Origin of the sequence: Microbacterium sp. SORGH_AS_0862 (genome assembly GCF_030818795.1) — a bacterium.
Lineage (GTDB): Bacteria > Actinomycetota > Actinomycetes > Actinomycetales > Microbacteriaceae > Microbacterium.
The window spans coordinates 2,276,033-2,289,592 of sequence record NZ_JAUTAY010000001.1; the positions used below are offsets into that span (position 1 = coordinate 2,276,033).

The 13,560-nt window shown below is 71.3% G+C and carries 15 protein-coding genes; 8 read left to right on the plus strand and 7 right to left on the minus strand.

The genetic code is table 11. From position 1 onward, the window contains the following. Positions 1 to 37 precede the first annotated feature (37 nt). Positions 38 to 892, plus strand: a complete 855-nt coding sequence (locus QE377_RS11105) for a helix-turn-helix transcriptional regulator (protein ID WP_307323028.1) — start codon at positions 38 to 40, stop codon at positions 890 to 892. A gap of 10 nt (positions 893 to 902) precedes the next feature. Here QE377_RS11105 and QE377_RS11110 read toward each other — a convergent pair whose 3' ends face one another. Beyond that, complete coding sequence (locus QE377_RS11110) at positions 903 to 2,270, minus strand: D-alanyl-D-alanine carboxypeptidase family protein (RefSeq protein WP_307323030.1); 1,368 nt, start codon at positions 2,268 to 2,270, stop codon at positions 903 to 905. Positions 2,271 to 2,338: 68 nt separating this feature from the next. Next, complete coding sequence (locus QE377_RS11115; protein ID WP_307323032.1) at positions 2,339 to 3,271, minus strand: DUF5996 family protein; 933 nt, start codon at positions 3,269 to 3,271, stop codon at positions 2,339 to 2,341. A gap of 181 nt (positions 3,272 to 3,452) precedes the next feature. On the opposite strand from QE377_RS11115, the gene QE377_RS11120 reads away from it, so the two are divergent. Continuing rightward, entirely contained in the window at positions 3,453 to 4,586 is a 1,134-nt protein-coding gene (locus QE377_RS11120; protein WP_307323034.1) for an FAD-dependent monooxygenase, read from the plus strand. 28 nt (positions 4,587 to 4,614) lie between these two features. Here QE377_RS11120 and QE377_RS11125 read toward each other — a convergent pair whose 3' ends face one another. The 3 genes from QE377_RS11125 to QE377_RS11135 form a co-directional block, all read right to left on the minus strand. Beyond that, a complete protein-coding gene (locus QE377_RS11125; RefSeq protein WP_307323036.1) occupies positions 4,615 to 5,952 on the minus strand; it encodes an HNH endonuclease signature motif containing protein in 1,338 nt (445 codons plus the stop codon). A gap of 65 nt (positions 5,953 to 6,017) precedes the next feature. After that, positions 6,018 to 6,293, minus strand: a complete 276-nt coding sequence (locus QE377_RS11130) for a hypothetical protein (protein ID WP_307323039.1) — start codon at positions 6,291 to 6,293, stop codon at positions 6,018 to 6,020. Beyond that, entirely contained in the window at positions 6,254 to 6,595 is a 342-nt protein-coding gene (locus tag QE377_RS11135) for a hypothetical protein (protein ID WP_307323041.1), read from the minus strand. The genes QE377_RS11130 and QE377_RS11135 overlap by 40 nt, the downstream gene beginning before the upstream one ends. A gap of 45 nt (positions 6,596 to 6,640) precedes the next feature. Between QE377_RS11135 and QE377_RS11140 the strand changes: the two genes are divergently transcribed. Continuing rightward, complete coding sequence (locus QE377_RS11140) at positions 6,641 to 7,120, plus strand: GNAT family N-acetyltransferase (protein ID WP_307323043.1); 480 nt, start codon at positions 6,641 to 6,643, stop codon at positions 7,118 to 7,120. Between the two features lie 3 nt (positions 7,121 to 7,123). On the opposite strand, the gene QE377_RS11145 is transcribed toward QE377_RS11140, so the two are convergent. Then, positions 7,124 to 7,969, minus strand: coding sequence for an NAD(P)-dependent oxidoreductase (locus tag QE377_RS11145; protein WP_307323045.1), 846 nt, complete (start codon positions 7,967 to 7,969; stop codon positions 7,124 to 7,126). A 114-nt stretch (positions 7,970 to 8,083) separates the two neighbouring features. Between QE377_RS11145 and QE377_RS11150 the strand changes: the two genes are divergently transcribed. Both QE377_RS11150 and QE377_RS11155 read left to right on the plus strand, forming a co-directional pair. Further along, a complete protein-coding gene (locus QE377_RS11150) occupies positions 8,084 to 8,530 on the plus strand; it encodes an SRPBCC family protein (RefSeq protein ID WP_307323047.1) in 447 nt (148 codons plus the stop codon). A 7-nt stretch (positions 8,531 to 8,537) separates the two neighbouring features. Further along, a complete protein-coding gene (locus QE377_RS11155; protein WP_307323050.1) occupies positions 8,538 to 9,989 on the plus strand; it encodes an NAD(P)/FAD-dependent oxidoreductase in 1,452 nt (483 codons plus the stop codon). On the opposite strand, the gene QE377_RS11160 is transcribed toward QE377_RS11155, so the two are convergent. Further along, on the minus strand, positions 9,978 to 10,286 hold the full coding sequence (locus QE377_RS11160; RefSeq protein ID WP_307323052.1) for a hypothetical protein: 309 nt from the start codon (positions 10,284 to 10,286) through the stop codon (positions 9,978 to 9,980). The two genes, QE377_RS11155 and QE377_RS11160, sit on opposite strands and share 12 nt — an antisense overlap. Positions 10,287 to 10,403: 117 nt before the next feature. Between QE377_RS11160 and QE377_RS11165 the strand changes: the two genes are divergently transcribed. Genes QE377_RS11165 through QE377_RS11175 form a run of 3 tightly spaced genes read left to right on the plus strand, consistent with a single transcriptional unit; the run spans position 10,404 to position 13,551 of the window. Next, positions 10,404 to 11,693 carry an O-acetylhomoserine aminocarboxypropyltransferase/cysteine synthase family protein gene (locus tag QE377_RS11165; protein ID WP_307323054.1) on the plus strand — a complete coding sequence of 430 codons (1,290 nt, stop codon included), beginning with the start codon at positions 10,404 to 10,406 and terminating at the stop codon, positions 11,691 to 11,693. Beyond that, positions 11,693 to 12,277, plus strand: coding sequence for a CoA-binding protein (locus tag QE377_RS11170; protein WP_307323056.1), 585 nt, complete (start codon positions 11,693 to 11,695; stop codon positions 12,275 to 12,277). The genes QE377_RS11165 and QE377_RS11170 overlap by 1 nt, the downstream gene beginning before the upstream one ends. Then, positions 12,274 to 13,551, plus strand: coding sequence for a chloride channel protein (locus QE377_RS11175; RefSeq protein ID WP_307323058.1), 1,278 nt, complete (start codon positions 12,274 to 12,276; stop codon positions 13,549 to 13,551). The genes QE377_RS11170 and QE377_RS11175 overlap by 4 nt, the downstream gene beginning before the upstream one ends. The last annotated feature ends 9 nt before the right edge of the window (positions 13,552 to 13,560 follow it).

The following is a 13,560-nucleotide window of genomic DNA, read 5'->3' on the forward strand; positions in this document are numbered from 1 at the left end:
CGTGGATCGGGCGGTCCGGTGCGGGTAGAAACGAAGCATGCCCCACGACCGCGCCGGCCTCGCCGAGTTCCTCCGGCACCGCCGCGAGGCGCTGAAGCCCGAGGATGTCGGCCTGCCCCGCGGTCCGCGGCGCCGCACCGGCGGCCTTCGCCGCGAGGAGGTCGCCGCGCTCGCGTTCATGTCGACCGACTACTACTCGCGCATCGAGCAGGAGCGCGGGCCGCAGCCGTCGGAGCAGATGATCGCCGCGATCGCCCAGGGTCTGCACCTGTCCCTCGACGAGCGGGACCACCTGTTCCGGCTGTCGGGGCACCCGGCGCCCGCGCGGGGTGTTTCCACGGAGCACATCAGCCCGGGCATGCTGCGCATCTTCGACCGTCTCACCGACACCCCCGCAGAGATCGTCACCGAGCTCGGTGAGACGCTGCGGCAGACGCCGCTCGGCGTCGCGCTCGTCGGCGACCTCGTCTCGCGCACCGGTCCGTCGCGCAGCATCGGTTACCGCTGGTTCGCGGACCCGCACGGCCGCGATCGCTACGCCCCGGCCGACCACGCCCGGCTGTCGCGGCTCTTCGCCTCTGGTCTGCGCGAACTGGTCGGCAAGCACGGCCCGTCGTCACGCGCGGCCGCCATGGCGGAGGCGCTACGAGGGGAGAGCGAGGAGTTCCGGGTGCTGTGGGACGCGCAGATCGTCGGCGAGCGTCCGACAGAGCTCAAGCGCTTCGTGCATCCCGAGGTCGGAGAGCTCGACCTGACGTGTCAGACCCTCCTCGACCCCGAGAGCGGCCACTCGTTGTTGGTGTACACCGCCGTCCCCGGTTCCCCGTCGGCCGAGCGTCTGCAACTCCTCTCGGTGATCGGCACGTCCCTCACCTCCTCCGTGGTTGAGTAGGCCGCGGCGCTCATTGGGCAGAAACGCCCTCGTCGCCGCCGAGCTGGCCGGGATGCGTGAGCCGCCACCACTCTGTGGGCGGCTCGATGACGCCCGACACGACGACGTCGGCCGTCGTGGTGTTCGGCCCCGCGGTCCAGGTGAGGGTGCCGACGACCTCGCCGTCGGTGTACGTCGTGGGCTCCGAGACGTCCATGTCGACCGTGATCGCGGTGTCCGACCAGGTCAGGATGCTGGGGGCCGAGGCGACGACCAGGGCCGCACGTGAACCCCAGCGGGTCGAGAGGGAGCCGATCTGCTGCCCCTCCTCGGCGAGCTGCACCGCGTGGAACCCGTCACGGATGCTCTTCAGCTGCGCACGCACGACGCTGTCCACCGTGCTGCGGGAGTACACCCCGAGCACGACGCCGGTGACGTGCAACGGCTCGCCGATTCCCACATCCAGCGTCGAGGTGTACAGCAGGTTGTAGTTGTCGGGTCCGAGGTTCCCGGTCTTGAGGCCGGTGATCCCGTCGACGCCCAAGAGGTTGTTCGTGTTGCTCACTGTGCCGAGATCGCCCAGCGACGCCGACGGCATCGCGGCGATCGCGGCGATGGTCGGCTCGGATGCGGCCAGCTTGCCGAGGGTGATGAGGTCAGCGGGCGTGGCGGTGTTGCGCGCACTGATCCCGGTGGGCTCCACGATCGTGGTGCCGGTCATCCCGTGCGCATCGAGCCAGGTGCGTGCTGCTCCGACGAATCCGCTCCGCGAGCCGAACGCCCAGGTGGAGACGGCGTCCGCGTAGTTGCTCGCGGAGGGAAGCAGCATCGCCGTCAGCGCGTCGCGCAGCGACATCGAACTGCCGGTCGGCATGGCGAGGATCGTCGCTCCCTGCACGTAGTACTCGTCGTACAGGTCGTGGTCGGCCTTCGAGAACGTGATCGTGGGCCCGGGGTCGTCCGGCCCGCCGAGCGGTGATGCGTCGAGCACGACGAGCGCCGTGATGAGCTTGCTGATGCTCGCCAGCGGGCGCGCCTCATCGCCGCCGCTCGAGGTCCAGATGCCGCCGGCGCCCGCGCCGAGGTAGGCGTCTGCGCCAGACACGCTCAGCGCCGACGCGCCCTCCGTCGGCATCGCGATGCCGGCCGCTCCGGGTGCGGACACCGACGGCTTCTCGGCCGTCATCGCCGGAGCGGGCAGGGGCGCGTTCAGTGCCCAGATCGTGTAGCCGCCGCCCGCCGCGAGAGGGAGTGCCACGAGGATCAGCAGCACGGTCGCCACGATCCAGCGCCGCCGTCGGCGCACCCGGGGATCGACGGGCGGCGGGTCGTCCGCACCGGCGTCGAGCAGGTCGGCGAACGGGACCAGTTGATCGGTCGGGTCGTCGTGCGTCGTCATGTCGGGCCCCCATCCCTCGCGCGCAGGCACCATCCTGCCGTATACGGTGCGGGAGAGGTGGTGCGTACTCAGCCGCGGACGTCGGCGCGCAGCGGGTCGGTCACGCCGTCGATGCAGGCGTAGCGCGCGATGTCCCATCCGGCGAGCTCCGCCCCGGCTCGATACGCGGACTCGAAGAAGTCGAGCGCCGCCGTGCGCGGGTCACCCGTCTCCTGGGCGCACGCGAGCGGGTAGACGGCGAGATGGGAGGTGCCTCGATCCAGCCAGAGCGCCCCCTCGGGGAGCGGGCGCTGCGCGATGCCCGCCGGCTCCGGCGACGTGTAGGAGTAGAACGCGGGCTCCGGCACTCTCGCGTCTCCGAACCAGAACCCCGACGAGACGACCTCCCGGGAATAGGCCTCACGAGTGACGCTGTCGGCCTGATCGGTGTGCGGCACGACCGTGTCGGAGAAGCGCGTCGCGGCGATGTCGAGCGTGTGCCAGAAGTGATGCACGGGACTCGTCTTGCCGCTGAAACGGCCGCAGAACTCTTCGAGCACGAGTCCGGCATCCGAGAGCAGTCGCCAGTAGGCCGTGACGGATGCGGGGTCGTACGCGTCGTGCTCGGTGTCGTCGCGGAACGGGCGGGTCGCGTCGGGCAGGTCGAACGGCGTCGCGTCGACGATCGGCGCGGCGTCGACGCCGGCACCCTCGAGGGCGCGGACGACGTGCGCGTGGAAGTCCGCGACGGAGAGTCCCGGCAACGAGAACGACGTGCGGACGCCGTCGCTCGTGACCACTTTCAGGCGGTGATCGATGAAGTCGAAGTCGACCGCGAAGGTCGGGTCCGCACCCATCGGACGCGTTGTGATCCCGGAGCCGGTGAGGTGGAACGGCACGTTCCACCAGTGGTTGCGCCGCACGCTGCGCGCGAGCCGCAGTTTGCCGACCAGCTGCACGAACCGGTGCACAGTCTCCTTCGTGGGCTGCCAGGCATTGTAGGGCAGACGCGTCTCGAGCATGCGGACCTCTTCCGTGGTCGGATGCGGCCGCCGTCGCCGCGTCCCATGATCCGAGCATGCCATCCGCACCGGACGATCCGCGTGGAGGAGGCCTCGACACCTGTCGGAGCAGTGCGGCCGGATCCGTTCCTATCGTCGTCGCACACACCTCGTCTCACGGGTGTCGGGAAGGACGGCGCAGATGGCCGAGCGACTGCGGATCGGCATCGCGGGCGGATCGCTCGGCGGGCTCGGCGCGGCGGCGCTGCTCACACGGGCCGGGCACGACGTCACCGTCTTCGAGCGCTCGGCGAGCGGGCTCTCGGGCCGGGGTGCGGGGCTCGTCGCGCAGGATGAACTCCTCGCGCTCCTCGACGCGGCGGGACGCCCGGATGCGGCGCGCGGCACCGTGACCTCCGAACGCATCGTCCTCGATCGCGCGGGACGGATCGTCTCCCGCGACCCCACGCCGCAGACGCTGCTGTCGTGGGACGTGCTCTACGACGCCCTGCGCTCCACGCTCGCGGACGCGGCGTACCTCACGGGGATGCGCGTCGCGGGCGGGGGGGGGGGGGGGGGAGGGGGGTCGCCCGGCGGTGCATATCTCGATCTGGGCTCGAGAGGCCGACGCGAGTTCGATGTCGTGGTCGGGGCGGACGGGCTGCATTCGGCGGTGCGGGGATTCGTGGCGCCCGAGCAGAAGACGAACGCGTACAGCGGCTACGTCACCTGGCGCGGGCTCCTTCCGGAGACGGCGCTGCCGTCGGAGGCCGCCGACGTGTTGGCCGGACGGTTCGCGTTCTTCACGGGGCGCGGTGGACACGCTCTCGGCTACCTCGTGCCCGGGCCGCGCGGCGAGATCGAGCCGGGCCTGCGGCGCTACAACTGGGTCTGGTACCGCACCCTGACCCGCGATGCGTTGAGCGACGTCCTGGCCGCATCGGGAAGGCGCCGCGACGCGGCCTCGCTCGCACCGGGCGAGCTTCCGGTCGGTCTGCGCGAGAGCCTGGTGGATGACGCGCAGCGGCTGCTCCCGCCACCGTTCGCCGATGCGGTGGCTGCGGAGCCGCATCCCTTCCTGCAAGCCATCTACGACTACGTCCCGCCGCGGATGACCGCCGGCCGGGTCGCCCTGCTCGGCGATGCAGCCGTGGTCGTGCGACCGCACACTGCGAGGGGGGCGGCGAAGGCAGCGGCCGATGCGCTGGCACTGGCGGACCTGCTCGCCGAGCGGGGTGCCACTGAGGCGCTTCGTGCCTACGACGCGACGCGGCTCCCGGTGGGACGGTGGATCGCAGACTACGGGCGCAGGCTGGCGGCCGGCCTGCCGCTGTGAGCGACAAGAGCCGTTCGAGCGGGAATGCTCAGAACGGCGGGTCGCCCGGCGGTGACGCGTCCGGAACGAACGTGGGTGTGCGCCGCTCCGGGACGACGGTGTAGATGCGGCCCGTCGGGCTCGTCCACTCGGTGGACGCATCCGCGAACTGCCGCACCTTCCACCCGCCGTGGTGCTTGACGGTGTGATGCCCCTTGCACAGCGGGGTGAGGTTGTCGGCGCCGGTCGAACCGCCGTGCTCCCAGGCGATGGTGTGGTCGATCTCGCACCGGTTCGCCGGAACCATGCACCCCGGAGCGCTGCACCGGGCGCTGCGCCACCGTGCGAGCCGTCGCAGGCTCGCCGGCGGTCGGTACTGCGTGCGCCCGACCGACAGGACGAGACCCGTTTCGGGATGTGTGAGGACACGCATCCATCCGTCGGCGCCGCCGCACAGCTCGCGAGCCTTGGCGAGGGGGATGGGGCCGACGCCGTCGACGACGGCTGCGACCTCGCTCGCGCCGAGGAGGGTGAGCGCGGGCACGGTCACCGCGACGGTCGCGCGGATGCCGCGCGCCTGCGCGCCGTGCTGCGGCACCTCGCCGTCGATCAAGAGGTCGGCTGCGACGTCTGCGCGTGCCTGATCGAGTGTGCGCTGCCGGTTCGTCTCGTCGCCCACGGAGCTTTCCGGGCTTTCGGATGCGGCCGGCTCTGCGGCGATGAGGGCTGCGGCGGTGCGTGTGAGGCGGTCGAAGATCGCCCTCGCCTCGACGGCCGGCAGATACACGGTGAGCCACGCCATTCCGTCGCGGTCGTCGTCGACCGCGACCCGGCGTGTGTCGAGCGCCTCACGCTGCCGCTCCGCCAGCGTGGCGGCCCGGGCGTCGTCGACGAGACGGCGCACGGCGTGCCGGAAGACACCGATGGGCAGGCGCACCGCGAGCTCGAGCGCGAGCGGGGCCAACTCTTCGCGCAGCCATGGCTCGGCGCGATCGACGGCGTCGACGAGAGCCTCGGCGTGTCGCTGGGTGATCTGCGCACGGCTCAGCGCGGCGAGGGTCTCGGGGTACCGCTCGACGAGCGCCACGGCGTGGGCGATGAGGCGGTCGGCCGCTGCTTCGGTGGCCCCGATCGCCTGCGCGAGCTCGAGGCGCAGCGAGCGCTCCACGATGCCCCGATCGTGCCGACCGGCGCGCTTAGCCTCCGCGTGCGCATCGGTGCGCATCTCGGCGATCGCCCACACCTGCTCGGCGGCGAAGACGGACAGCATCGCGGAGACCTCGACGACACGATCGACCGCGTCTTCGGGCTCGACAGGCGCCCTCTCGACGTCGCGCGCGAACGACGCGTCGGGATCCTCTTCGAAGAGGGGCGCGTCGCTGGACATACCTTCACAATAGGGAGGGCCTCCGACATCGTGACGGTGCTCGAGACGGGTGTGGGCGCCGCCTGTCACCGCGTTCCGGCGGCTCGCAGCGGGGGCAGATGGCCGGTCGCCGCCGCGAGCGCTCGCACGACGATGAGCGGCGGGTCGACGATGACACCTTGAGAGATCAGCGCATCCAGCTCCGCGAGCGGCATCCGTGCCAGCCTCACCTGCTCGGCGGGGTCTGACGCGTCGGGTCGTGTCCAGGCGAACCCGGATGTGGAGATGAACAGGTGAGTCGGCCACGCGGCGCGGCCGGGGTTCATGAAGAACGTGTGCAGATGCCGAAGATCGTCGGGCACGATGCCGAGTTCCTCTTCGAGTTCGCGCCGCGCCGCTGCGAGAGAGTCTCGTCCGCGCGGCCACCGCCTCCGGGAAGGTCGTAGATCCAGCGGCCGATGGGGTAGCGGTACTGCCGAGAGATCAGGACATCGTCTCCGTCGACGACGAGAGCAGCGACGGAGTACGGCACGCTCTCGTCGACCTCGAAGGAGGTCTGGGAGCCGTCCGGGAGGAGGACGGTGTGGTCGACCAGAGTCACGCGTCCGACGTGCGCGAGGGAACGACCGATCGCGGTCCAGTGGGGTTCGGGGCGGTCGACCATCCGCCCACCCTACGAAGGAACGCGCAAGGCGGCGATGATGGAGGCATGGTCGACGTCACCTTCCGGCGCTTCTCGGACGACGAGTTCCCCGCGTGGATCGCCGTTCAGCATCGCGCGTACACCGAGGAGCGCGTGCGCGCCGGCGATGACCGCGCCACCGCCGAGCGCATCGCCGCCGAGTCCTACACGGAGCTCTTCCCGGGCGGGCTTCCCGCCGCGGGACACGATGTGCTCCACGTCGAGGCGGCGGGCCGCACCGTCGGGGTGACGTGGCTGGGCCCGCATCCGCGCGGGAACGAGGGCGTGTGGTGGGTGTGGGACATCGAGATCGACGAGCCGTATCGAGGGTGCGGCTACGGGCGAGCGGCAATGCTCCTGGCCGAGCGGTACGTCGCCGAGCGGGGTGCGCGGGAGCTCGCGCTCAACGTCTTCGGCTTCAACGAGCGCGCCCGCCGGCTGTACGAGTCGCTCGGCTTCGGCGTGACGGCGGTGCAGATGAGCAAGCCGGTGCACCCGGAGTCCTGAACCTCAGGCGTGATCGCGCCAGGAATGCTGCGGCGCGTAGCCGAGCAGGCGCTGCGCCTTCGCGGTGGAGAACAGGCTGTCGTTCGCGCCGATCTCGCCTCGCACCTCGACGCCGGGGAAGACCTCGGCGACCAGCTCGGCGTTCGGACGCGACATGACCGTGTCGGCCGCGGCGATGAGGAAGTGGTCGAAACCTGTCGGAGCCGTCTCGAGCGCGCGGAGAACGGCCTGCGCGCCGTCGCGGGCGTCGATGTAACTCCACAGGTTCCACTTGCGCGCCCGTGCGTCACCGTCGAAGGAAGGGAACTCGGCGTAGTCCTCGGGAACCATGACGTTCGAGAAGCGCAGCGCCGTGATCGACAGCTCCGGATGCCATCGCACCAGCTCGATCGCCATCCGCTCCTCGAGGTGCTTGACGAGCGAGTACACCGACTCCGGCCGCGCGGGGTAGTCCTCGTCGACGGGGATGTAGGGCGGCGGGACGTCGAAGGGGAGCCCTTGAACGGTCTCGCTCGACGCGGTGACGATCCGGTGGATGCCGAGCCGGGTCGCGGCGTGCAGCACGTTGAAGGACACCGTCATGTTGTTGTGGAAGACGGCGACGTCCGCGCGCAGACCCGGTGCGGGAATCGCGGCCAGATGCACGAGCGCGTCGACGCCGTCGTGCTGATCGTTGACCGATCCGAGCGCGTCGACCACCTGGCCGTAATCCGTCAGATCGACCTGCACGAAGCCGGGACCGCGCTCGCCGACGACATCGAGACCGATGACCTCGTGTCCGGCCGCGGCCAATTCGCGAACGACCACGCGTCCGAGCTTCCCCGATGATCCCGTCACTGCGATCCGCATCTCTCCAGCGTGCCACAGGGTGAGGCGGATAGCGGCCGCAGCCGCGGAGGGCAACCCCGGCGGAGCTCGCAGCCGACGTGCTTAGCGTGACGCAACGACGATCGGAGGCCGCCCATGTCACGCAATGTCCGTCGCATGTCTTGCACGCCCGAAGATGTCTTCGCCGTGATGGCGGACGGCTGGCTGTACCCCTCGTGGGTGGTGGGGGCCTCACGGATGCGGTCGGTCGACGATTCCTGGCCGGCTGAGGGGGCGCAGCTGCACCACTCGTTCGGGGTCTGGCCGGTGCTGATCGACGACACCACCCAGGTGCGCGAGTACGATGCGCCGCGGCGGATCGTGCTCCGTGCGCGCGGCTGGCCGATGGGGGAGGCACGCGTCGTGATCGAGGTGCGATCGAGCGAGGACGGATGCGTGGTGCGCATCACGGAGGACGCGGTCGCCGGCCCCGGAGCGTGGATACCGCGGTGGATCATGAACCCGCCGCTGCACCTGCGCAACGCCGAGACGCTGCAGCGATTGGCCTTCCTGGCGGAGGGTCGCGCCGCGAGAGGGGGATGATCGAAGGGTGAGCGATCTCGACGTCATCGTGGTCGGATCGGGGCCGAATGGACTCGCAGCCGCCGTGACCCTCGCCAGGGCCGGACTCGTCGTCCGGGTCTACGAGCGCGCCGCGACCCTCGGCGGCGGCGCGTCCTCGGCCGGTCTGACGCTGCCCGGGTTCCTCCACGACGTGTGCTCGGCCGTGCATCCGCTCGCCTTCGAGTCCGCGTTCTTCCAGGCCTTCGGGCTCACCGAACGCGTCGAGTTCGTGGTTCCCGAGGTCTCGTTCGCGCATCCGCTCGACGGCGGGCGTGCAGCGCTCGCGTACCGGGACCTCGACCGCACGAGTGAGGAGCTGGGGCGCGACGGTGCGGCCTACGCGCGGCTCATGCGTCCCTTGGCCGAGAACACGCGCCAGCTGGCCGAGCTGACCGGCGGCCCGCTGCTGCGCTTCCCGGCCGACCCTGTGTTCGCCGCGCGATTCGGCGTGCGCGTACTCGATCAGGGGTCGCCGCTCTGGGGGCGGAGGTTCCGCGAAGATGCAGCGCCCGCCCTCGTCACCGGCGTGGCCTCGCACTCGATCCTGCCGCAGCCGAGCCTCGCCGCATCCGGGGCCGGGCTCGCACTGGGCGCCTACGCGCACGCGCGCGGCTGGCCGATCCCGATCGGCGGCAGCCAGGCGATCGTCGACGCGATGGTGGCGGATCTGCGCGACCACGGAGTCGAGGTCGTGCGCGATCACGAGGTTCGCTCGCTCGCGGAACTGCCTCCGGCTCGCGCGGTGCTGCTGGATGTCACCCCCGCGGCGCTTCTGCGCATCGCCGGCGACGACCTGCCGCCCTCGTACCGGCAGGCGCTGGGCCGGTTCCGTTACGGAGCCGCCGTCGCCAAGGTCGACTTCGCGTTGTCCGCGCCCGTCCCCTGGGCCGATCCCGCGGTGGCGCAGGCCGGCACGGTGCACCTGGGCGGCACGCGGGGCGAGATCGCCGCCGCCGAGAACGACGTCGTGCACGGGCGGATGCCGGAGCGCCCCTACGTGCTCATCTCGCAGCCCTCGCTCTTCGACCGCACGCGCGCCCCCGACGGCGGGCACACCCTGTGGGCCTACACCCACGTGCCCGCCGGCAGCGACGCCGACCGGGAGGAGGCCGTCGTCGCCCAGATCGAACGGTTCGCACCCGGATTCCGCGACACGATCCTGGCCGCTCGTTCGCGCACCGCCGTCGACCTCGCCCGCCACAATCCGAACTACCCCGGCGGCGACATCGCTGCGGGCAGCCCCGACGTCGCGCAGCTGCTCAAACGCCCGGTGCTGCGCCGCGACCCCTGGCGCACGCCGCTTCCGGGGGTCTACCTGTGCTCGGCGTCGACCTCGCCCGGCCCGGGTGTGCACGGACTCGGCGGATGGTGGGCTGCGCGGAGCGCCCTGGGGCACGTGTTCGGCATCCCGGAGACGCCGTCGCTGTCACCGCGCTGAGCGCAGCCGTTCCCAGTCCACGTCGATCGTGCGGGGGAGCGCGCGGGAGAACCGCGCCGGCAGCACCGTGCCGGGCTCCGGCCAGTACCGGGTGTCGATCACGACCTCGACCGACGCCGTCGCGCCTTGGAAGCCCTCGGCGGCGAGGGCCACCTCGACCGTGCAGCTCTGGTGACGCCGCCGAGAAGACGGCGCGGTCGCCGACAGGATGCGGGCGGTGCCGATCCAGGGTGAGCCGAGCCCCGATTCGGTCAGCCTGTCCAGCGCCTCGGCTGCCTGCTCGGTCCAGTCCTCCATGTCACCGACGATAGCGACCGGCGCGTGTGCGCCGACGCACGCCGACACACGAATCGGGGCGGCGCCGAGCGGCCGGTAGGCTGCGGGAAACCCGCATCCCCCTTCGAAAGGGCCCTCATGGCCGACCGCGAATACGGCTTCCGCACGCGCGCCATCCACGCCGGCAACATCCCCGACGCCGTCACCGGCGCCCGTGCGCTGCCGATCTACCAGTCCTCGGCGTTCGTCTTCGACGACACGGAGGATGCGGCCGCGCGCTTCGCGCTGCAGAAGTACGGCAACATCTACAGCCGTCTGGCGAACCCGACGACGGCGTCGTTCGAGGAGCGAATCGCCTCGCTCGAGCAGGGCCTCGGCGCCGTGGCCACCTCCAGCGGACTCTCGGCGCAGTTCATCACGTTCGCCTCGCTGGCGGGGGCGGGCGACCACATCGTGGCCAGCGCCAACCTCTACGGCGGCTCCATCACCCAGCTCGACGTGACGCTGCGCCGATTCGGCGTGGAGACCACGTTCGTGGCCTCGGCGGACCCCGCCGATTACGCCGCCGCCATCACCGACCGCACCAAGGCGGTGTTCGCGGAGACGGTGGCCAACCCCTCCGGCGAGGTCGCCGACATCGAGGGCCTCGCAGCGGTCGCCCACGCCGCCGGTGTCCCGCTCGTGATCGACTCGACGGTCGCCACGCCCTACCTGTGTCGTCCGATCGAGTGGGGCGCCGACATCGTCGTGCACTCCGCCACCAAGTTCCTCGGCGGTCACGGCACCTCTCTGGGCGGGGTCGTCGTCGAGTCGGGCCGCTTCGACTGGTCGAGCGAGCGCTTCCCCCTCTTCACCGAGCCGGTGCCGAGCTACGGCGGACTCGAGTGGTCCGGAAACTTCGGCGAGTACGCCTTCCTCACCCGCCTGCGCGCCGAACAGCTGCGCGACATCGGCCCGGCGCTCGCGCCGCACTCGGCCTTCCTGCTCGCCCAGGGCGTCGAGACGCTGCCGTACCGCATGAAGGCGCACGTCGAGAACGCGCGTGCCGTGGCCGAATGGCTCGATGCCGACCCGCGCGTCGAGTACGTCACCTGGGCGGGGCTTCCCGGCCACATCCACCACGACCGGGCCAAGAAGTATCTTCCGGAGGGCCCCGGCGCCGTCTTCAGCTTCGGGGTCAAGGGCGGTCGCGCGGCCGGTCGCACGTTCATCGAGTCGGTCGATCTCGCCAGCCACCTCGCCAACATCGGCGACGCGAAGACGCTCGTCATCCACCCCGCATCCACGACCCACGCGCAGCTCACCGAGCAGCAGCTCATCGACGGCGGCGTGCTGCCGGGGCTCGTGCGCATCAGCGTCGGCATCGAGGACGTCGACGACATCATCTACGACCTCGACCAGGCCCTCGCCGCCGCGCAGGAGGCATGATGAACGACGTGACCGCCGCCGAGGAGACCGTCGAGACCCGCCTGCCGAACGGGCTGACGTGCGCCCTGCCCGCCAGCTCGCCCCTCGCCAAGCTGCTGCGCTCGCAGCGCACGTGGGAGGGGCCGGGTGCGAAGGAACGCCTCGCGATCCTTCGCGCCGCGAAGAGCATCGCGATCGTCGGCGCCTCCGCGAATCCGGCGCGCTCGAGCTACTTCGTCGGCACGTACCTCCTGCAGTCCGGCGACTACCGGGTGTACTTCGTGAACCCGAACGCCACCGAGATCCTCGGTCAGCCCGCCTACCCCGATCTCGCCTCGCTGCCGGAGGTGCCCGACATCGTCGACGTCTTCCGCCGCGCCGACGACATCCCCTCGGTCATCGACGACGCCCTCGCGGTCGGCGCGCCCACCGTCTGGGTGCAGCTCGGGATCTGGAACGAGGATGCGGCCCGCTACGGTGAGAGCAAGGGGCTGACCGTCGTCATGGATCGCTGCATCAAGATCGAGCACGCGCGCTTCCATGGCGGCCTGCACCTCATGGGGTTCGACACCGGCCAGATCAGCTCCCGGCGCACGCTGCGGTGAGCGCGACGCGGCTGCGCCCCGCCGTCGGTCACCTCACGCGGATCGGCGCGGCGACCCTCCTCGCGGGTGTCGGTACGGGCCTCGCCGTGCTCCTGTTGGTCTGGATCGTCCACTCGATCGAGCACCTCGTCTGGGGCGAGGGCCGAGGCCCCTTCCTCGACGGTCTCGCCGCACCATCCGAGTTCTGGCTGCCGCTGGTCACGGTCAGCGCGGCCGGCGTCATCGCGGCCGTCGGCTGGTACCTCATCCGCCGTTTCGGGCGTCCCGTGGCGAGCGTCGAGCAGGGCGTCTCAGGGCGACGGATGCCGGTGCTGGAGACCCTCGTCGACACGGTCCTGCAGGTCGTCTCGGTCGCGCTGGGCGCCTCGATCGGCAAGGAGGTCGCCCCGCGAGAGCTCGCCGCAATGGCGTCGTCGAAGGTCGTCGGTTGGTTCCGCCTGACGCCGCGCTGGCGTCGCATCCTGATCGCTTCGGCCGCGGGCGCGGGTCTCGCGGCCGTCTACAACGTGCCGCTGGGCGGCGCGGTGTTCTCGGTGGAGATCCTCCTCGGCGAGTTCTCGATCGCCGCCGCCGTGACCGCGCTCGCGGTCAGCGCGATCGCCACGCTGGTCGCGCGGCCGCTCGTGGGCGACCAGTCGCTCTACGACCTGGGATCGATCGAGGTCAACGCGTCTCTGCTCGTCGCGGCTCTCGTCATCGGACCGCTGATGGGAGTCGTCGCGACCAGCTTCGTGGCGGCGACCAAGCGCCTGAGCGCCTTCCGGCCCACCGGCTGGAAGCTGCTCGTCGTGCTCCCGATCGTGTTCGCCGCCGTCGGCGCCGTCGGGATGTTCTTCCCGCTCATCCTCGGAAACGGGCGCGCCCTGGCGACCGCCGGCTTCGAGCTGAGCGAGCCGGTCGTGTTCCTGCTCGTCCTCGCCGTGCTGAAGTACGTCGCGACGACGCTCTCCCTCGGCGCGGGCGCCATCGGCGGAACGCTGCAGCCCTCGGTCGCGATCGGTGCCGCACTGGGAGCGGCAGCGGCGGCGGGATGGGCCCTGCTCTGGCCCGGGGCGAGCGGCACGGGACTCGCCGTCGTCGCCGCGGCCGCCTTCCTCGCCGCGAACATGCGCGCGCCGTTCACCGCGATCGCCCTGATCATCGAGTTCACCGACACGGGTTTCTCTCTGCTACTGCCGATGTTCCTCGCTGTCGCCGGTTCGCTCGCGGTCGCGGGGCTGCTCAAGCGCGGCGGTCTCGCCGGCTTCACGCCGGTCGACCCCGGTCGCGAGTAGCCGCAGGTC